Raw genomic sequence first — 20163 nt, forward strand, 5'->3', positions numbered from 1 at the left:
CGGCCTGCCGGGATCGCTGCCGGGTCGCCAGTTCGACCGGGGCCACTGGTTCCGAAGGTGGTGTCCCCGTCACCCGTTCGGCCGAGCAGCGCACTGGTGGTGTACGCCCTTCCAGCGGACAATACGGGTCATGTCGCGTCGCTCCGCTCCCACCAGCCCGGTCCTGAGCACGCCCGTCGGCGAGGAACGGGAGCCGCATCCGCCGCACCGGTACCGCGCGCGGACCGGTGCGCTGGCGGCCGGGGCGGTTCCGGTGCTCGCGTTCCCCGCGCCAGGGCAGGCCTGGCTGGCCTGGATCGCGCTCGTCCCCGGACTGCTGCTGATGCAGCGGGCGCCGTCGGGCCGCGAGGCGGCGGTGCGCGGCTGGTGGTTCGGCGCGGGGTTCATCCTGACCGCGATGTACTGGCTGGTCCCGTCCATCGGGCCGGGGCTGCCGGTGCTCGCGGTGCTGTTCGGGGCGCTCCAGGCCGGTGTCGGGTACACCGTGCACCGGCTGCTGCGCCCCCAGCTGACCGCCCGTCGGGCACTGCTCGCGCTGCTGGTCGTGCCGGCGGTCTGGGTGACCACCGAGTACGCGCGGTCCTGGCCCGCGCTCGGCGGGCCGTGGGCGCTGCTCGGCGCCACCCAGTGGCAGCACCCGGCGATCCTCGGGCTGGCCTCGGCCGGCGGGATCTGGCTGGTCAGCGCGGCGGTGGCGGCGGTGAACACCGGGGTGCTGATCGCGCTGACCGGGGTGCACTGGCGGCCGCGGGCCGTCGCCGCCGGGTCCGTCGTGCTGGTGCTGGCCTGCGGCCCGCTGCTGTTCGCACTGCGCGAGGCGCCCGCCGGGGACGGCGCGGTGACCGTGGCGCTGGTCCAGCCCGGCATCGTGGAGGACCCGCAGGCCCGGTTCGAGGCGAGCGCGCGGATCACCGCCGGACTGGTCGGGCAGCCCGTGGACCTGGTCGTCTGGGGCGAGAGCAGCAGCACCGCCGACCTGGACCGCGACCCGGCCGCCCTGGACACCCTGCGCCGACTCGCCGCGACCACCGGTGCCGAGGTCGTCGCCGGGGAGGACGCGCGCAAGGCGGACGGGCGGATCTCCAAGGACGCGGTGCTCGTCTCCCCCACCGGCGTGGTGGACCGCTACCGCAAGATCCGGCTGGTGCCGTTCGGCGAGTACATCCCGCTGCGGCCGGTGCTCGGCTGGATCGCCGGGGTCAGCCGCGCCGCGGGCGAGAACCGGGCGCCCGGCACGTCCTTCCACGTCCTGCCCGCCACCGACCGGTCGGGCGGGCCGCTGCCCGTCGGGGCACTGATCTGCTTCGAGTCGGCCTTTCCCGACATGGCCCGCACCGCCGCCCGGGACGGCGCCCGGGTGCTGGTCTACCAGTCCTCGACCTCGACCTTCCAGCGCACCTGGGCCCCCGAGCAGCACGCCTCGCTGGCGGCGATCCGGGCCGCCGAGACCGGTCGGCCGGCCGTCCAGGCCTCGCTGACCGGGGTCTCGGCCGCCTTCGACGGCCAGGGCCGGGAACTCGCCCGGCTCGGCACCGACGGCACCGGAGCGGCGACCGTCCGGCTGCCGCTCACCGCGCCCGAAACGCTGACCTGGTACGACCGGATCGGCGACGTGGTGCCGCTGGGGGCGCTGGTGGTCACGGCGGGCGCGGCGGGGACCGCCGCGGCCGGGTGGCGCCGCTCGCGCGTCGTCCGGCGTTCCGGTCAGCCCTCGGTGCCGGCGGTGTAGACACCGAACGCGGCGCCCTGCGGGTCGCGCAGCACGGCGATCCGCCGGCCGCCCGGCAGACCGGTCGCGGGCATCAGCACGTCCCCGCCGAGCGCCGCCGCCCGGCTGACGGTGTTGTCGACGTCGGCGGCCGCGAAGTACGGCAGCCAGTGCGGCGGCACCTGGGGCGGGAAGCGTTCGTCCATCGTCAGCATGCCGCCGAAGTCCCTTCCGTCCAGGCCCCACTGGGGGTAGTGCTCGGACGGGGCGACGGACCAGCCGAAGACCTCCGGGTAGAAGTCGAGCGCGCCGGACGGGTCGCGGGTGAGCAGTTCCACCCAGCCGAGCGCGCCGGGCTCGTTGAACACCCCGGCACCCCGGAAGGCGCGGGCCTGCCAGAGGATGAACACCGCGCCGGAGCGGTCGGCGGCCACCGAGAAGCGGCCGAGGTCGGAGACGTCGGTGGGGTCCTTCAGGATCCGGCCGCCCGCCTCCTTGATCCTCCCGGCGGTGGCGTCGGCGTCGGCGACCGCGATGCAGACCGTCCAGGCGATCGGCTGCTGCGGGGCGTAGCGGGGGGTGATGGCGGAGGCCGGGGCGCCGTGGACCAGCATCTGGGTGTAGTCGCCGTCCCCGGGGCGGGCCGTGTCGTCCACCTGCCAGCCGAGGAGCTCGGTGTAGAACGCCCGGGCCGCGGCCGGATCGGAGGTACCCAGTTCGGTCCAGCAGGGGGCGTTGGTGGTCACGGAGGTCTGCTTCATGACGTCTGTCCTCGCAGCTTGCTCGGGAACTCCCGGTTTTCGGCGCCTCGGCCCCCGCACCTCGAGCCCCAGCATGCGGGGCGGGGCGGAGCTTGGCGGGCGGGGGTGGGCCGAACGGGGTGCGGCCGCAAACAGATGACAGCTGACAGATTTCGAAATCTGTCAGCTGTCATCTGTTATCTGTTCGCCGTCAGCTGTCGGCTGTCATCTGTTACCTGTTCGCCGTGAGCCGCCAGCCGCCAGCTGTCAGCTGACGGCCGTCGGCGACCGCCGCCCGTCAGCCGCGGACCGCCCGTGACACCGGGATCCACAGCTCCGCCTCGGCATCGGCCGTTCCCGGGACGAACCGGGTCTGGAGGATCTCCGGGCCCGGCCGGGCCTCGTACGGGTTGGACGGGAACCACTGGCCGGCCACGTCCGCCCACATCTCCTGCAGGGCCTGCGGGAACGGCCCGGTGTTGGTGAACACCGCCCAGGTGCCGGCCGGGACGTCGAGCGCGTCCAGGTCCGGCGGGACGGCGACGCCCTCGCGCGCCACCACCGCGTGCCAGTAGTCGAGTTCGGACCCCTCCTCGCGGTTCGGCGAGAGGTCGTCGCTCACCGCCACGATCCCGGCCGGGTCGTCCCCGGACAGCGCCGCGATCCGCTCGATCCGCTCCTTGCCGAGCCCCTTGACGAACTCGGCGATCCCCGGGTTGATCCCCTGGTAGACCAGGGTGACCCGGGCCTTCTTGCCGACGATCCGGAAGTCCGGCTTCTCGACGATCCGGTATTCCATACTGCTGCTTCCCTCCACGACGAGTCGGAAGGACATCCGGGGCTGGGAGACGAGCACCGCACCGTCGCGCCGGGCATCCCCCGGCCCGACCCCGTGCATGGCCCGGAACGCCCGGGCGAACGCTTCCCCCGAGGAGTACCCGTACCGGACCGCGATGTCGAGCAACGTCCGCTCGCCGTCCAGGACTTCGGCCCCCGCGACGGTGAGCCGCCGGCGTCGGACGTACTCCGACAGCGGCATCCCGGCGAGCATCGAGAACAACCGCCGGAAGTGGTACTCCGACGTCATCGCGATCCGCGCCAGCTCGGCCACGTCGACCTCGCGGTCCAGCCCGTTCTCGATCCGGTCCATCGCCCGGTTCAGGTGCTCCAGCACGCCAACCCCGTCCTTCCCTTACTGACTTCACCGTAGAAAGGACCCACCCTGCCGCACCCGACAATCGGTGCCCGCTCCGGTCGGGTCCCGATGGCCGGGATGCCGGTGGCGGGCCCCGATGGCCGGGATGCCGGTGACAGCGTCCCGATGACCAGGATCCCGGTGGCCGCCAGCGGCTCAGATCAGGCCCTGGGCGAGCATCGCGTCCGCGACCAGCTCGAAGCCCGCGATGTTCGCGCCGACCACGTAGTTGCCCGGGTGGCCGTAGCGCTCGGCGGTGGTGAAGCAGGACTCGTGGATGTGCTTCATGATCCCGGCCAGCCGCTCCTCGGTGTGCTCGAAGGTCCAGGAGTCGCGCGAGGCGTTCTGCTGCATCTCCAGCGCGCTGGTCGCGACGCCGCCCGCGTTCGCCGCCTTGCCCGGGCCGAAGGCCACCCCGGCCTCCTGGAACACCCGCACCGCCTCCGGGGTGGTGGGCATGTTCGCGCCCTCGGCGACGGCCAGCACCCCGTTGCGCACCAGGGCCAGCGCGTCCGCCTCGGTCAGCTCGTTCTGGGTCGCACAGGGCAGCGCGACGTCACAGGGCACGCTCCACACGCCCGGGCCCTCGACGAACCGGACGTGGCTCCCGCGCAGTCGGGCGTAGTCGGAGACCCGGCCGCGCCGGACTTCCTTGACCTCCTTGAGCAGGTCGAGGTCGATGCCCTTCTCGTCCACCACATACCCGGAGGAGTCGGAGCAGGTGAGCACGGTCGCGCCCAACTGCTGCGCCTTCTCGATCGCGTAGACGGCGACGTTGCCGGACCCGGAGACGACCACCCGGCGCCCGTCCAGGCCCTCGCCGCGGCTCTTCAGCATCTCGGAGGTGAACATCACGCAGCCGTAGCCGGTGGCCTCGGTACGGACCCGCGCGCCGCCCCAGCCGAGGCCCTTTCCGGTGAGCACGCCGCTCTCGTACCGGTTGGTGATCCGCTTGTACTGGCCGAAGAGGTAGCCGATCTCCCGGCCGCCGACGCCGATGTCCCCGGCCGGCACGTCGGTGTACTCGCCGAGGTGGCGGTACAGCTCGGTCATGAAGGACTGGCAGAACCGCATGACCTCGGCGGCCGAACGGCCCTTGGGGTCGAAGTCGGAGCCGCCCTTGCCACCGCCGATGGGCAGACCGGTGAGCGCGTTCTTGAAGATCTGCTCGAAACCGAGGAACTTGACGATCCCGAGGTTCACCGAGGGGTGGAAGCGCAGCCCGCCCTTGTACGGGCCGAGGGCGCTGCTGAACTCCACCCGGAAGCCGCGGTTGACGTGGATGTCGCCGGAGTCGTCCGTCCACGGCACCCGGAACATCAGCTGCCGCTCGGGCTCGCAGATCCGCTCGATGATCCGGGCGTCGAGGAGTTCGGGGCGGTGGGCGAGCACCGGCGACAGGGTCTCCAGCACCTCGTGGACGGCCTGGTGGAACTCGTCCTCGCCCCGGTTGCGGCGGACCACGTCCGCGTAGAGCGCCTCGATCGCGCGCTGTTCGGCTTCGAAGGAGGAGCCGGCGTCGAAGGAGGAGAGGGGGGAGGAGAAGGGGCGGGGGCTGGCGGGGGTCGTCGGCATCTGGTGGGCCCTTCCGTGGTCGTCGATGGGCGTGCGCGGTGTCCCGGCGGGCCTGAGGGACGTGCCCAGGGAAACGGGGCAAGTCTCGCAATGTCCACACCGCGGGTCCCGCACCATCCACATGCTGGAAGAGCCGAGGGGAACAGACGGGGCTGACGGGGTGTTGTGCGCCTCCGTGATCGAGTCCGGTCCCACCCGGCTCCAGTTGTTCAAATTGGAACTACCTAGTACGGTCGACCTCCGATCCACGCCCGATCCGGAACGATCCACCCCCGATCCACGGAGGCCCACCCATGCCGCAGCCCGGCTCCGCCACGGTGCGCTCGCGTGTGCGCATTCCGATGACCTTCCCCGACGGCTACCGGGCCGAGGCGGAGGCCTTCACCTTCCACGGCCTCGCCGACGGCGCCGAGCACCTGGCGCTCGCGTTCGGCACCGTTCCCGAGGGCGGGACACCCCTGGTGCGGCTGCACTCCGAGTGCCTGACCGGCGACGTCTTCGGCTCGGACCGCTGCGACTGCGGTCCGCAGCTGCGCGAGTCGGTGGAGCGGATCAGCGAGGCCGGCGGGTACCTGCTCTACCTGCGGCAGGAGGGCCGCGGCATCGGGCTCTACAACAAGCTGGACGCCTACGCGCTCCAGGACTCCGGCCTGGACACGTACGACGCCAACACCGCGCTCGGACTGCCCGAGGACGGCCGGGACTACACCGCCGCCGCCCAGATGCTCGCCGCGCTCGGCGCGACCGGCATCGACCTGCTGAGCAACAACCCGGACAAGGCGGCGCAGCTGGCCGGACTGGGGATCGTCGTACGGCACCGGGTGCCGACGGGGGTGCACCTGTCGGCGAGCAACGTCCGCTACCTGCGGGCGAAGGTGGAGCGGACGGGGCACTCGATCGAGCTCTCCCGACTGGTCGGCTGACAGGCGGGCCCGCCCGTCAGCCGATCCGTCACCTGCCGCGCCCCGCCCGCCCCCCGACCGTCCGCAGCCCCGCGTACGCCGCCAGCGGCAGCGCCACCAGCAGCGCCGCCCAGAAGGCCCCGTGCCCCCACAGCCCGGCGATCGCCCGGAACGGCCCCTCCAGCACCGGAATCCGCAGCGCTTCGACCGGCCCCAGCGGCCCCGGCCAGGCCCCCAGGAACAGGGTGGCCGGGATCCAGAGCGCGAACAGCCCCCGGGCGGTGGCCGGCGTCCCGAGGGTGCTCACCAACGACACCACCGCCAGCAGCAGGACGAATCCGGCCTGGTAGGCCGCACCGGCCTGCCCCGTCCCCCAGGAGGCGGGCGTCCGGTGCACCCCGGTGGCCGCCAGCCGGACCTCGACCGCCGCCCACAGCAGCAGCACCAGCACCGCCGTCGTCCCGAGTGCGAACCGCAGCCGGTCGCGGGTGCCCGCGCCGCCCGTCCGCCACCGCCCGGACGGCGCGCTCGCCGACCGCCCGGCTGCGGCGGCCGTCCCGGACGACCGTGCCGCACTCCGCGCGTCCAGCCGCCGCCACGCCTCCCGGACCTGCCTGCGCGCCTCCTGGGCCGGCTTCAGCAGCCGGTTCGAGGCCCGCTCGACCAGGACGAGCGAGACCACGATCGCGACCACGGCCGCGATGCCCGCCCAACTCCCCATCCCCCCTTCGAACACGACCACCCGCTCGGCCACCGACGGCGGCGTCTCCAGCGCCGTCATCGGCGGCCCGAGCCGCAGGTAGCCGATGGCGACGGCCCCGGCCCCGGTCAGCAGCGCCGTGCCGACGCCCACCCGGGCGGGGAAGAAGGCGATCACGGCGGCCGCGACGAGCCCCGCACCGAGCTGGCCGACCACCTGCCGGGCCGCGTGGTCGCCCGCCTTCCGCAGCGGGCCGCCGAACACGCCGGTGGGCGAGATGTCGAGCTTCTCCCCCGCCTCGACCGGGTAGCGCAGCACCGCCCCCGCCCACAGCAGCAGCCCGAAGGCGAGGAGCAGCAGCACGACCGCCCCGGCCCGGCGCGGCAGCGCGGTGCGGGCGTGCGGCCACCAGGCCGCCAGCCGCCCCCGCCAGTCCACCGGCGGCCGTCGGCGCCGGTTGCGCCACAGCCGGGCCACCCGCCCGTCCTGTCGCACCCCGCCTCCGGCCCCGGCCTCCGGCTCGGGCCGCTCGGGCCGTCCCCGGCCGCGCCGCCGCAGCGCCTCCGCCGCGACCAGGGCCGCCCGCCCGCCGGGCTGCGCCGGGTCGGCGCCCACCGCCCGGCGCCGCAGCGCGGACCAACGGCGCCGCACCACGTCCCGGGGCGTGGCCGCCGCCGGGTCGGGCGCCGGTCTGCGGGCCACCGCCCGTACGGCGGTGCGGGCGCCCGCGCCCGCCACCAGCGCGCCGTCCACCACCGTGGCGGCCACCACGGCGGCGAGTTCCGAGACCCGCTCGGGCAGCGGCAGCCGGTGCAGTGCGGCGGGCAGCGGCGAGAGCCTGCCGAGCAGCCGCGCGCGCTCCTCCGGCCGGATGCTCAGCCAGACCGCCTGCCGGTGCGCCTCCTCGCGCTCCTCCGGGCTGAGCCCGTCGCCGCCGCGCCGGCCGCCGCCGACGGTGCGGGCCAGCCGGTCCACCTCGGCCAGCACCTCCGGCAGTCCGGCCAGCGCGAGCAGCCGCGAGCAGTGCTCGCCCGCGCACTCGGGGTGGAAGCAGTCGTAGCGGGCGACCACGGCCGGCGCCCCGCCCCGGACCAGTTCGTCGATGAACTCGGCGCCGTCCGGTTCGGTGACGACGCGTTCCAGCCCGGGGGTGTCGATCGGACGGTCGCGGTAGTGCGGGACGGCGCCCGGAACGAAGGCGGCGCCCATCGCCAGCACCGCGACCGCCGCCACGGGCTCGCGCCGGGAGCCGGGCGCCCGGGCCACCTCGGAGAGGTAGTGCAGGTCGAAGACGGTGTCCTCCACCTCGTCCCGCAGCCAGTCCCGCACCCGTTCCGCTCCCCCGGTGGAGAGCCAACGGGCCGCCGCGCCGGAGTTCTTGAGCAGCGCCTCGGTGAGCCGGACCGGGTCGGTGAACGGGTTGCCGAGGAAGGTGACCGGCCGGTGCGCCCGGGTGTGCGCCTGCGGCCGTCGGCGGATCACCTCGGGGGTGCCGCCGGCCAGCCAGCTGCGGACCTGCGGAGCGGTCCAGCGGTCCTCCGGCTTCTTGGTGAACAGGCCCTGGAGCAGCAGCAGTTGGCGCGGGTCACGGACGGCGCTGAGGTCCACCTCCTCGCCCATGACCAGTTCCAGCTCCAGCTCCTGGTCGGCCGGGCGCTCACCGTCCGCGCCGACGAACCGGGGGCGGCCGACGAACAGTTCGTACAGCACGTTGCCGAGCCCCCACCAGGGCCCGGCCTGGTGGTTCTTGCCGGCCAGCTGCTCGGGGGCCATGTAGGCGACGGTGACCATCATCGCGGAGCTGAACCGACGGCTGTCGGTGAGCCGGTCGACGCCGCCGAAGTCGGCGATCACGAACTCGCCGGCCCCGCTGCCGGGGCGCACCAGGATGTTGGCGGGCTTGAAGTCCAGCGGGTTGCGCTTGATCCGCCGCTGCCAGAAGTCGAGCAGGGCGACGAGCTCGTAGACGATCTGCTCGGTGGTCCGCCGGTCGCCGTGCCCGCCCGTCCGCCACAGCCCGGCGACGTGCGCGGCGAGGGTGACCGGCAGGTACTCCATGGCCACCCAGTCGACCTGGGCGCCGTGGTGGCGGACCCGGCCGAAGTCGATCAGGTGCGGGACGTGCCGGCGGAAGCCGTCGTTGCGCAGGTGGACGAGCAGGTCGTGGTCCATCGGCCGGCCGGCGACGGCCACCTTGACGGCCGCGTCGCCGCCACCGTCGGTGCGCCGGACGTACCAGACGGTGCCCTCGGAGCCGGCCCCGGCCCGGCCCAGCGGGATGAAGCGGCTGCGCAGGGCGTCCGGGAAGGCGTCCTCGAACGGGCCTTCGGCGCCGAGCACGTCGCCGTACCCGCCCTCGGTGCCGCCCGGCCCGCCGACTACCGCTCCGTCCCACACCCTGCCGGCTACCGCTCCGTCCCGCACCCCGCCGCCGGCCGCTCCGTCCCGCACTCCGCCGGAGCCGCCGACCGGGGCGGGGCCGCCGGGCCCGATGCCGTCCAGCCAGGAGGGCGGGCCGGCCGCTGCCCCGGGGCGGGGCCGGACGACCTCGGTCACCGCCTCCGGGTCGATGGCGTCCGGACCCCCCGGCCGTCCGGGGTCTCCCGGCTCGGAAGGCCCACCCGGTCGGCCCGGCCGGAGTTCCGTGGGCGCGTGGGGATCGAACCGCGGCTCGGCGCCGGATATCCGGCGCGTCGCGGCCTCCGGGTCGAAGCGCGGCGGGGCGGCGGGCGCCCGGCGGGTCGCGGCCCGCGGGTCCACCCGGGTCGGCGGGTCCACCGGGGGCGGGCCCGCTCCGAGCCGGGACGGCCGGGCCGGGCCGGAGTCGGAGCCGTGCCAGCGCCCCCGCGACCACCGTTCCACCCTGCTCCGCGGCGGATTCCCCGGCTCGGCCCCGGCGGCCGACCGGGGCCCCGGCCCGTGCCGATCGCCCTCGACCGGGACCGCGTCCTCCGTCGTGCCCATGCGACGCTCCCCTCCCCCGCAGCCCGGACCGGCGCGGGCCGTGACCGTGGGCGCACCGATGCCGGGGTGGATTGTGACGCGTCATCATCCCGCACGTCGGGCGCGGGTGTCGGGCGCTTTTCCGGATCAGGACCGCCCTATCGCAGGACCGATACGCAAGCGTGTCCGCGGCGGGGAACCGGGCGCCGTCGAGGCCGCCGCAGGGGCCGTCGGCGCCCGGTTCCCCGGTCGGGCCGTCCACGCGACGCGACCACCGGCGCGGTCCGTGCCGGGAGCGGCGGCCCGGCCCCGGGACCGACCATGCCTCGGACCGAACCCCGGACCGAAACCCGGGCCGGACCGCGGCCGGACCGCGGTCGACCGGCTCCGGGCCTTCCTCAGCGTTCCTCGACCGGGCGCCCCAGCGGCTCCTCCAGGATCCGCCGGGCGATCTCGCCGGGCCGCACCGGCCGCCCGAAGTGCCAGCCCTGTGCCCAGTCGCAGCCCATGGTCCGCAGCCGCTCGGCGTCCCGGTGGGTCTCCACGCCCTCGGCGGTGACGTTCAGGCCGAGCGCGTGCGCCATCGAGACCAGTCCGCTGACGATCCGCCACCCGGTGGACTCGTCCTTCCCCGGTTCGTGCAGGTCGCCGACGAAGGAGCCGGCGATCTTCAGCCCGGAGACCGGAAGGTCCCGCAGGTAGGCCAGGTTGGACCAGCCGGTACCGAAGTCGTCCACGGCCAGCGACACCCCGAGGTCGACCAGCCCGTGCAGGGTGCGCAGCGCCTCGTCCTCGGGCCCGACCACGGTCGACTCGGTGATCTCCAGCTGCAAGCGGGCCGGGTCCAGTCCGGTGCTGTCGAGGATCCGGCCGAGGTCGGTGACCAGGGCGGCGCTGCGGGCCTGGCGGACCGCCAGGTTGACGTTGAGCTGCGGGGCGGCGTCGCCGTACCGCTTGATCCAGTCCGCGGCCTGGCCGCAGGCCTGCTCCAGCACCCAGCGGCCGAGCGGCATGATCAGCCCGGTCTCCTCGGCGGTGGTGACGAACTCGTCCGGGCCGAGCACGCCGAGCTGCGGGTGGCGCCAGCGCACCAGCGCCTCCACGGCGGCCAGCCGGCCGTCCGCGAGGCGGTAGAGCGGCTGGTAGTCGATGAAGAACTCGCCGCGGTCGAGGGCCGCGGGCATCCGCACCGACACCGCGTAGCGGCTGACCGCCCGGGCGTTCTCCTTGGGGTCGAACAGCGTCCAGCGGCCGCGGCCGGCCTCCTTGGCGCGGTACAGCGTGAGGTCGGCGGCCCGGACGGCGGCGCCCGGGGTGGTGGTGGACACCCGCCGCTCCAGCACGCCGACGCTGGCGCCGACGGCGAGCTTGTGGTCGCCGATCAGCACCGGCCCGGCCAGCGCCTTGAGCACGGTCTTCGCGGCGGCCACCGCCTCCTGCTCGCCCCGGCACTTCTCCAGCAGGACGACGAACTCGTCGCCGCCGAGCCGGGCCACCAGGTGGCCGAGCGGGCTGAGGGCGGCCTTCAGCCGGGCACCGACGGCGGACAGCAGCTGGTCGCCCATGTCGTGGCCGAGGCTGTCGTTGACCACCTTGAAGCCGTCGAGGTCGACGTAGCAGAGGCCGAAGCGGGCGCCCGGCTCGGGATCCTCGAACAGCTTCTCCAGCCGCTCGAAGAAGGCCGCGCGGTTGGGCAGGCCGGTCAGCGGGTCGTGGGTGGCCTGGTGGCGCAGCCGCTCCTGGAGCCGGTAGCGGTCGGTGACGTCCTCCAGCATCGCGACCTGGTACTGCGGGGAGCCGTCGTCGTCCCGGATCAGCGAGACGGTCAGGTGGGTCCAGACCACCTCGCCGTCCTGGCGGTAGTACGGCTTGTCGAACTGGAAGTAGTCCCGCTTGCCGCTGATCAGCTCCTCGTACGCCTCCCACACGCCCGGGGTGTCCTCGGGGTGCACGAGGTCGCCGACCCGGCGGCCGATCATGTCCTCGGGGCCCGCGCCAAAGAGCTCCTGGAGGGCCTTGTTGACCGCCATGATGTTGCCGTCGGTGTCACCGATGCCGATGCCGATCGCGGCGCTCTCGAACAGCGCCCGGAAGCGGGCCTCGGAGGCGCGCAGCGCCCGCTCGGCCTCCTTGCGGGCCGCGTCGGCGGCGGTGCGGATCGCCTCCTGCTCGGACAACGTGCGCTCGCGCAGGGCGGCCGCCCAGCCGGCCGCGAAGGAGCCGGTGAGGGCCGGGCCGCGGTCGTCGTGGACGGGCTGCGCCTGCAGCAGTTCGACCGCCCGGGACAGCAGCACCGGGTCGGTGAAGTGCGCGTCGACCAGTTCGGCGCCGGCCTGCGCGGCCAGCCGCGGCTCGAACGGGTCGTCCTCCTGGGCGCGGTGCAGCAGCGCGGCGGTGCGCGCGACCAGCCGGCCGAGCAGTCCGGGGTGGACGGCGATGCCGTGGTCGGCGGAGAGCAGCTGGGCCCACGCCTCGTGGAACCGCTCCGCGTCGTCGCGCACCGGGGTGGTACTCATCTGCTGAACCTGGTTCCTCTGGTGTGCGCGCCGGTTCCGGCGGTCGCGGCGGGCCCTGCGGCAGCCCGTCGGCCGGTACCGCCGGCGCGCGTCCCACCGGCGCCCGTGCCCGGCGCCGCGACACCGGCGGCCGCCGCGCGGGGCGTACGGCCGTCGGCGCCTCGTCCGTCGCGTCCGCTCAAGGGCGGAACCCCACGCCCGCCACCCCGGTCATCCGCTCGGGGTGCTCGCCGACCGTTCCGGGCTGGTCCGGGCGCCACTGCGGCAGGTAGACCACGCCCGGCTCGACCAGCTCGAAGCCGGAGAACATCGCGGTGATCTGCTCGTGGGTGCGCATGGTCAACGGGGTCGGCGTCCGCTTGTAGAGCTTCTGGTGGTCCTCCGCCTGGTCCGGGCGGCCCTCCAGGGAGGCGTGCGAGAGCACCAGCGCGCTGCCGGGCGGGAGGACGTCGCGGATCACGCCGATCAGCTTCCACGGGTCCTCTTCGTCGCTGACGAAGTGGGCGACGGCGACCAGCAGCACGGCCACCGGCTCGCCGGCCGCCAGCAGCTCGGCGACCTCGGGGCGGGCCAGCAGGTCGGCGACGTCGCGCAGGTCGGCCTGGACGACGGCGCAGTCCGGGTCGCCCTCCAGCAGCAGGCGGCTGTGCGCGACGGCGACCGGGTCGCGGTCCACGTAGACGACCTTCGCCTCGGGGCGGATCGCGCGGGCGATCTCGTGCACCGCTCCGAAGGTCGGGATGCCGGAGCCGATGTCCAGGAAGCGGGTGACGCCCTGCTCGGCGAGGAAGGTGACGGCGCGGCGCAGGAAGGCCCGGTTGGAGCGCATGATCTGCGGCAGCTCCGGCCACAGGGCGATCGCCTTGCGGGCCATCTCCCGGTCGACCTCGAAGTTGTGCGAGCCCCCCAGGTAGTAGTCGTAGACCCGCGCGGCGTTCGGTTTGTCCAGGTCCGTACCCTCCGGTACCCAGCTCGGTCGCCGCATGCCCGTGACTCCTTCACTCCGGTTCTGGGGGTGCAGCGCCCAGGGGATGCTGCCGTGACTGATGAGACTACAAGCACAGAAGATCCTCCTCCGCACCCCGAACGGGTGCAAGCGGAGTGCTCCCTTCCCGGCGAGGAGGTGTTCGCGGAACGTTCACCTCCGGACCGGGCCCGCGCCGCGGACCAACTCGGCAACGGTCCAACGGCGTTCACGCCCGGGCCCGACCGGGGCCGGACTAGGCTGGGGCCGTGGACCCCAACCACTACCGATTCCGGGACGTCTGGCGGCTCGCGGCCCCGACACCCGTCGTGTACGCAGCACTGGAGGACGTGCGGAGCTACCCGCTGTGGTGGCCGGAGGTGCGCGAGGCGCGGCCGACCGGCGAGGACTCCGGGGACGTGGTGCTGCGCGCGCTGCTGCCGTACCGGCTGGTGGTCCGCCTGGTGCCGACCCGGCGCGATCCGGCCGCGGGAGTGCTGGAGGTGACCATGCGGGGTGACCTGAACGGCTGGACGCGGTGCACGGTGACGCCGGACGGGCCGCGCGGCGCCGCCAGCCGGGTGCTGTTCGAGGAGGACGCCCGGCCCGGCCGACCCCTGCTGCGCCGCTTCGCCCTGCCGCTGCACCCGCTGTTCCGGGCCAACCACGCGGTGATGATGCGCCGGGGGCAGCGGGGGCTCGCGGCGTACCTGGCGGGGCGGGGTGATGGCATCGGCGGGGGCTCGAACGTCAGGCGACGGATGACGGCGGACAGATGACAGACGACGACTTTCAGCGAACAGCTGACAGATTTCAACATCTGTCAGCTGTTCGCCGCTCCCCCGACCCCTCCCCCGACCCCTCGCCCGGACCCACGTCCGCGCCCGCCGACCCCCCTGACTTCGGTTTCGACGCCCCCTTCGACCGCACCGGCACCGACAGCAGCAAGTGGGACCGCGCGGACGCGCCCGGAGTGATCCCGATGGGCCTCGCCGACATGGACCTGCCCGGCCCGCCCGCCGTCGCCGAGGCGCTGGAGCGGCGCGCCCGCCACCGCGCGTACGGCTACACGGTGTGCGACCCGGCCGGCCGCACGCTGGTGGCCGACTGGTACCGCGTCCGGCACGGCGCCGTGGTGGACCCGGACTGGGTCCTGCTGCTGCCCTGCGGCCCGCGCACCGCGCTGCGCGTCCTGCTGGAGACCGTACGGCCGCAGGCCCCCGTCCTCCTCCCCACCCCCGAATGGGGCGGCTTCGCCCAGCTCTGCCGCGCCGCCGGCCTCCCGTACCGCGAACTGCCGCTGCCCCTGGGCCCGGACGGCTACCGGCTGCCGCGCGGCCCGCTCCCCCGGCCCGCCGGCGCCGTCCTGCTGAGCAACCCGCACAACCCCTCCGGCACGGTGTGGCCGGCCGGCGCGGTGCGCGGGCTCGCCGCCTGGGCGGCCGAGAGCGGCGCGCTGCTGGTCTCCGACGAGGTGCACGGCGACCTCACCCACCCCGGTCGCGCCCACCCCGTCGCCGTCACCACCGCCGACCCCGCGCACCGGCACCTCGTCGTCACCCTCAACTCCGTCGGCAAGACGTTCAACTGCTCGGGCATTCCCAGCAGTTTCGCCCTCGTCCCGGACCCCGGACTGCGCGCCCGGTTCGCCGAGGCACTGGCCGGCTACGGCCTCTGGGAAGGCGGCCTGCTGGAGCAGACCGTGCAGCAGGCCGCGCTGGGCGAGGGCGGCCCGTGGCTGGACGCGCTGCTCGCCCACCTGTCCGCCGCCCGCACCCGGCTGACCGACCGGCTCGGGACCGCCGTCCGCTGCACCCCGCAGGCGTCCTACCTGCTCTGGCTGGACGCCGCCGCGCTCGGCCTGCCGCCCGCCGACGCCCGCCGGGCGCTGCTGGAGCGCTGCGGCCTGGAGGCCTCCGCCGGCGCCGACTTCGGCCCCGGCGGCGAGGGTTCGCTGCGCCTGAACTACGCCCTGCCGGGGCCGGCGCTGGCGACCGTCCTGGAGCGCCTCGAGCGCCTGTGACCCCGGCACATGCCCCGGTCGGACCCGGCCCGCGCCCCGCGCGCCGGACGCCCGGCAAGCCCTGGCTTCACCCGTTCGCCACACCGCTGACCTGCGAAGACGGACGTTCACGGGATTTTTGCGGAGCGCCCCCGCATGCTCCGTAGCAAACTGGGCAAGGTAGACCGGGCCGCAATCGTGATCCCGAGGATGGTGAGTCCGGTGATACCGGTATCCCGCACCACTCCGCCCGACCGGCAGAGCACGCCACTGCCCCCGCCGGGGGTGACCCCGTTGACCGAATCGGGGGCGCGCAGCCACGTGTCGGGCGTCTGCTTCAAGATCGGACCGCCCCGTCTGGTCGGGGTGGAAGTCGAGTGGTTCGTCCATGACGATCGATGTCCCTCCCGGCCCGTACGGCCGGAACTGCTCCACGCCGCACTGGAGTCGCTGCCGCTCGGCGGCCCGGACGGCACTTCGCTCCCCTCCGGTTCGCGCCTCACGCTCGAACCCGGCGGACAGGTCGAGCTCAGCTCCCCGCCCGCCACCGGCCTCCTGGCCTGCGTCGAGGACACCCGGCGCGATCTGACCGCCCTGCGGGCCGCCTTCGCGGCGCAGGGCCTGCGCCTCACCGGCGCCGGGACGGACCCGCTGGCCCGCCCCCGGCGGATGGTGCTGGACCACCCCCGCTACCGCGCGATGGAGCGCTTCTTCGACTCCGCCGGGCCCTGGGGCCGGATCATGATGACCGGTACCGCGTCGGTGCAGGTGTGCCTGGACGCCGGCGAAGCGGACGGCCCGCAGACGGCGGAGCGCCGCTGGCGACTGGCCCACCTGCTCGGCCCGGTACTGATTGCCGCCTTCGCCAACTCGCCGATCCTGGACGGGAATCCGACCGGCCACAGGTCCACCCGGCAGACCGTCTGGTCGCGGATGGACCCGAGCCGCACGCTCGCCCCGGAGCCCGACCACGGCGACCCGCGCGAGGCCTGGGCCCAGTACGTGCTGGACGCCCGAGTGCTGTGCGTACGAAGGCCCGAGGGCCTGCCGTGGACGGCCCCCGCCGGGCTGACCTTCCGCGACTGGATCCGCGGCGCGGGTGAACGCCCGCCCACGCTGGACGACTTGGACTACCACACCACCACGCTCTTCCCCCCGGTGCGCCCGCGCGGCCACCTGGAGCTGCGGATGATCGACGCCCAGCCCGGGGACGGCTGGGTGGTGGTCGCCGCACTGGTCACCGCGCTGCTGGACGACCCGGTGGCCGCCGACGCCGCGTTCGCCGCACTGGAGCCGCTCGAGTCCCTCGACCGGCCGCAGGGCGCGAACGGCCCGCGCGCGCCGCGCAGCGAGGCCTGGCGCCGCGCCGCCACCCTGGCGACGGCCGACCCCGAGCTGCGCCGGGCCGCCCTGGGCTGCTTCGCCGCCGCCGACGCCGCCCTGGGCCGCCTGCCCGGGGCCGGACGGCTGCGCGCCACCGTCGCCGAGTTCGCCGAGCGCTACCCCGCGCGCGGGCGCTGCCCGGCCGACGACCAGCTGGACGCCCTGCGCTCCGGCACCCGACGCACTCCCCCCGAGGAGGCCGCACCATGACCGACGTCCGACCCCGCGGGGGCACCGACTCCACCGCCGCCACCGGCACCGATGCCGCCACCGGCACAGGCGCCGGCGCCACGGCTGACACCACCGCCATCACCACCGCTGCCGGCGCCGTCTCCGCGGTCGGCACCGTCGGCGACCTCGGCGACCTCGGCGCCGTCGGCACCGAGGCGCTGCGCGAGAGCATCGCCACCGAACTGCTGGCCGCCCGCGCCCGGACCGCCGCGCTGACCGACTGCGTCGAGGACGGTGACCTCACCGCCCAGCACTCCCCGCTGATGTCCCCGCTGGTCTGGGACCTCGCGCACATCGGCAACCAGGAGGAGCTCTGGCTGCTGCGCAACGTCGGCGGCCGCGACCCGATGCACCCCGAGATCGACCCGCTGTACGACGCCTTCGAGCACCCCCGCGCCGAGCGCCCCAGCCTGCCGCTGCTGCCGCCCGCCGAGGCCCGGGCCTACGCCCACGAGGTACGCGGCCGGGTGCTGGACCTGCTGGCCGCCAGCCCGCTGGAGGGCGCGCCGCTGCTGGAGGCCGGGTTCGCGTTCGGGATGATCGCCCAGCACGAGCAGCAGCACGACGAGACGATGCTGATCACCCACCAGCTCCGCCGGGGCGAGCCCGCCCTGGCCGCTCCCCCGCCGCCGCCCGTACCCGCCGACGCGGCCGCCCTGCCCGCCGAAGTCCTGGTCCCCGCGGGCCCGTTCACCATGGGTACGGACACCGAGCCGTGGGCGCTGGACAACGAGCGCCCGGCACACACCGTCGACCTGCCGGCCTTCCTGCTGGACACCACCCCGGTCACCAACGCCGCCTACCAGCGCTTCATCGCGGACGGCGGCTACGACGACCCGCGCTGGTGGACGCCGGAGGGCTGGGAGCACCGCCTGCGCGCCGACCTGACCGCCCCGCTGTTCTGGCGCCACCAGGACGGCCAGTGGCTCCGCCGACGCTTCGGATCGGTGGCACCGGTCGAGCCGAACGAGCCGGTTCTGCACGTCAGTTGGTACGAGGCCGACGCGTACGCCCGGTGGGCCGGTCGGCGGCTGCCGACCGAGGCCGAGTGGGAGAAGGCGGCCCGGCACGACCCGGCCACCGGCCGCTCCCGCCGCTACCCCTGGGGCGACGGGCCGCCCGGCCCCGAGCATGCCAACCTCGGCCAGCGCCATCTGCGCCCGGCCGGCGCGGGCAGCTACCCGAAGGGCCAGTCCCCCTACGGCGTCCGGCAGTTGATCGGCGACGTGTGGGAGTGGACGGCCAGCGACTTCCGCCCCTACCCGGGCTTCCGGGCCTGGCCGTACCGGGAGTACTCGGAGGTGTTCTTCGGCCCCGAGTACAAGGTGCTGCGCGGCGGCTGCTTCGCGGTGGCGCCGGTCGCCTGCCGGGGCACCTTCCGCAACTGGGACTACCCCGTCCGGCGGCAGATCTTCGCCGGCTTCCGCACCGCGCGCGACCTGGAGGCGGACTGATGTGCCGTCACATCGCCTATCTGGGCGAGCCGCTGGCGCCCCGCGAGCTGCTGGTGCACCCGCCGTACGGGTTGTACCGGCAGTCCTGGGCGCCCCGGGTCCAGCAGTACGGCACGGTCAACGTGGACGGCTTCGGCCTCGGCTGGTACGCGGACGGGGACGAGGTGCCCGCCCGCTACCGCCGGACCGGCCCGATCTGGGCGGACGAGACCTTCGCCGACCTCGCCCGGGTGGTCCGCACCCGGGCGCTGCTGGCGGCCGTCCGCTCCGCCACCGAGGGCTGCGCGCCGGGTGAGGGCGCGGCCGCGCCGTTCGCCGCCGAGCGCTGGCTGTTCAGCCACAACGGCGCGGTGGCCGGCTGGCCCGGCAAGCTGGCCGCACTGGCCGCCCTGCTGCCCCCGGCCGAACTGCTGGACCTGGAGGCGCGCACCGACTCGGCCCTGCTGTGGGCGCTCGCCCTGCACCGGCTGCGGGCCGGCGCCGGGCTGGGCGAGGCACTGGCGGGCACCGTCACGGACGTCGCCGCGCACACCACCGGCCGGCTCAACCTGCTGCTCACCGACGGCACCGCGATAGCCGCGACCACCTGGGGCGACACGCTGTACCACCGTGCCCTGCCGGGCCTCGGCACCGTGGTGGCCTCCGAGCCGTACGACGACGCGCCGGGCTGGACGACCGTCCCGGACGGCTCGCTGCTGCTGGTGGACTCGCGCGGCGTCACCGTGAGCCGCCTCCCCGGCCGCAACTGACTCCCCACTCTTCCTTCATCTTCTGAACAGAGGAACCACCCTGTCATGGACACATTCGATCTCACCCGACTGCTGCCCGCCGACCACTTCAGCACCGCGCTGCGCCACGACGTGCAGCACGGCCTGACCTCGCAGCCCAAGTGGCTGCCGCCGAAGTGGTTCTACGACGCGCGGGGCAGCGAGCTGTTCGAGGAGATCACCCGGCTGCCGGAGTACTACCCGACCCGCGCGGAGCGGGCCATCCTGACCGCCCGGGCCGGCGAGATCGCCGCCGCCACCGGGGCCCGGACGCTGGTCGAACTGGGCTCCGGCTCCTCCGAGAAGACCCGGCTGCTGCTGGACGCGCTGCGCGCGCTCGGCACCCTGGAGACGTACGTCCCGGTGGACGTCAGCGAGAGCGCGCTGACCGCGGCCGGGGCCGCGCTCGCCGCCGAGTACCCGGGGCTTGCGGTGCACGGCGTGCTCGCCGACTTCACCGCCCGGCTCGGCCTGCCCCCCGAGGGCGGCCCGCGCCTGGTCGCCTTCCTCGGCGGCACCCTCGGCAACCTGCTGCCCCAGGAGCGCGCGGCCTTCCTGCGCCGCCTGCGCGCCGCGCTCGACCCGGGCGACTTCCTGCTGCTCGGCACCGACCTGGTCAAGGACCCGGCGGTGCTGGTCGCCGCCTACGACGACTCCGCCGGAGTGACCGCCGAGTTCAACCGGAACGTCCTGAACGTGCTCAACCGCGAGCTGGGCGCCGACTTCGACCCGGACGCCTTCGAGCACGTCGCGCTCTGGGACGCCGAGCAGGAGTGGATCGAGATGCGGCTGCGCTCGCTGCGCTCGCAGACCGTGAAGATCCCGGCCCTGGACCTGCCGGTGCACTTCGCCCGGGGCGAGGAGCTGCGCACCGAGGTGTCCGCCAAGTTCCGCCGGGAGCGGGTGGCCGGGGAGCTGGCGTCCGCCGGGCTGCGGCTGAGCCACTGGTGGACCGATCCGGAGGGCCGGTTCGGGCTCTCGCTCGCCTCGCCCGCCTGACCGGTCGGCCCGGGCGGCTTGGACGGCAGGCCCGGGCCCCCCGGCCGGCGAGATCCCGGGCCCGTTGGAGCGGTGGGCCCGGGC

At 74.9% G+C, this 20163-nt stretch carries 14 protein-coding genes; 8 read left to right on the top strand and 6 right to left on the bottom strand.

Annotated elements, in window-relative coordinates; all coding sequences use genetic code 11:
• The first annotated feature begins 130 nt into the window (after window positions 1-130).
• Window positions 131-1729, top strand: a complete 1599-nt coding sequence (gene lnt / locus ACIQI7_RS24780) for an apolipoprotein N-acyltransferase (protein ID WP_401113377.1) — start codon at window positions 131-133, stop codon at window positions 1727-1729.
• On the opposite strand, the gene ACIQI7_RS24785 is transcribed toward lnt, so the two are convergent.
• The 3 genes from ACIQI7_RS24785 to gdhA form a co-directional block, all read right to left on the bottom strand.
• On the bottom strand, window positions 1705-2469 hold the full coding sequence (locus ACIQI7_RS24785) for a VOC family protein (protein WP_401113379.1): 765 nt from the start codon (window positions 2467-2469) through the stop codon (window positions 1705-1707). The genes lnt and ACIQI7_RS24785 overlap by 25 nt on opposite strands.
• A gap of 277 nt (window positions 2470-2746) precedes the next feature.
• On the bottom strand, window positions 2747-3622 hold the full coding sequence (locus ACIQI7_RS24790) for a GyrI-like domain-containing protein (RefSeq protein WP_401113380.1): 876 nt from the start codon (window positions 3620-3622) through the stop codon (window positions 2747-2749).
• 177 nt (window positions 3623-3799) lie between these two features.
• Complete coding sequence (gene gdhA / locus ACIQI7_RS24795; protein WP_401113382.1) at window positions 3800-5218, bottom strand: NADP-specific glutamate dehydrogenase; 1419 nt, start codon at window positions 5216-5218, stop codon at window positions 3800-3802.
• Between the two features lie 293 nt (window positions 5219-5511).
• Between gdhA and ribA the strand changes: the two genes are divergently transcribed.
• Complete coding sequence (ribA, locus tag ACIQI7_RS24800; protein WP_401113383.1) at window positions 5512-6141, top strand: GTP cyclohydrolase II; 630 nt, start codon at window positions 5512-5514, stop codon at window positions 6139-6141.
• Window positions 6142-6169: 28 nt separating this feature from the next.
• Here the strand turns inward: ribA and ACIQI7_RS24805 are convergent, their stop codons facing one another.
• The 3 genes from ACIQI7_RS24805 to ACIQI7_RS24815 all read right to left on the bottom strand — a co-directional run bounded on the left by ACIQI7_RS24805 (window position 6170) and on the right by ACIQI7_RS24815 (window position 13264).
• Complete coding sequence (locus ACIQI7_RS24805; RefSeq protein ID WP_401113385.1) at window positions 6170-9376, bottom strand: hypothetical protein; 3207 nt, start codon at window positions 9374-9376, stop codon at window positions 6170-6172.
• 785 nt (window positions 9377-10161) lie between these two features.
• Window positions 10162-12279, bottom strand: coding sequence for a putative bifunctional diguanylate cyclase/phosphodiesterase (locus ACIQI7_RS24810; RefSeq protein WP_401113386.1), 2118 nt, complete (start codon window positions 12277-12279; stop codon window positions 10162-10164).
• A gap of 178 nt (window positions 12280-12457) precedes the next feature.
• Window positions 12458-13264, bottom strand: a complete 807-nt coding sequence (locus tag ACIQI7_RS24815) for an SAM-dependent methyltransferase (protein ID WP_401113388.1) — start codon at window positions 13262-13264, stop codon at window positions 12458-12460.
• Between the two features lie 248 nt (window positions 13265-13512).
• Here ACIQI7_RS24815 and ACIQI7_RS24820 point away from each other — a divergent pair, with 248 nt between their 5' ends.
• The 6 genes from ACIQI7_RS24820 to egtD all read left to right on the top strand — a co-directional run bounded on the left by ACIQI7_RS24820 (window position 13513) and on the right by egtD (window position 20079).
• On the top strand, window positions 13513-14022 hold the full coding sequence (locus tag ACIQI7_RS24820; RefSeq protein ID WP_401113390.1) for an SRPBCC family protein: 510 nt from the start codon (window positions 13513-13515) through the stop codon (window positions 14020-14022).
• Complete coding sequence (locus tag ACIQI7_RS24825) at window positions 14019-15266, top strand: MalY/PatB family protein (RefSeq protein ID WP_401113392.1); 1248 nt, start codon at window positions 14019-14021, stop codon at window positions 15264-15266. Before ACIQI7_RS24820 ends, ACIQI7_RS24825 begins: the two co-directional genes overlap by 4 nt.
• Window positions 15267-15530: 264 nt before the next feature.
• Entirely contained in the window at window positions 15531-16838 is a 1308-nt protein-coding gene (egtA, locus tag ACIQI7_RS24830) for an ergothioneine biosynthesis glutamate--cysteine ligase EgtA (RefSeq protein WP_401113604.1), read from the top strand.
• Entirely contained in the window at window positions 16835-18313 is a 1479-nt protein-coding gene (gene egtB / locus ACIQI7_RS24835) for an ergothioneine biosynthesis protein EgtB (RefSeq protein WP_401113394.1), read from the top strand. Before egtA ends, egtB begins: the two co-directional genes overlap by 4 nt.
• Complete coding sequence (egtC, locus tag ACIQI7_RS24840; protein ID WP_401113396.1) at window positions 18313-19062, top strand: ergothioneine biosynthesis protein EgtC; 750 nt, start codon at window positions 18313-18315, stop codon at window positions 19060-19062. The genes egtB and egtC overlap by 1 nt, the downstream gene beginning before the upstream one ends.
• 45 nt (window positions 19063-19107) lie before the next feature.
• On the top strand, window positions 19108-20079 hold the full coding sequence (gene egtD, locus ACIQI7_RS24845) for an L-histidine N(alpha)-methyltransferase (protein WP_401113398.1): 972 nt from the start codon (window positions 19108-19110) through the stop codon (window positions 20077-20079).
• Window positions 20080-20163: the final 84 nt, after the last annotated feature.

This window comes from Kitasatospora sp. NPDC092039, from assembly GCF_044756065.1.
Taxonomy (GTDB): domain Bacteria; phylum Actinomycetota; class Actinomycetes; order Streptomycetales; family Streptomycetaceae; genus Kitasatospora.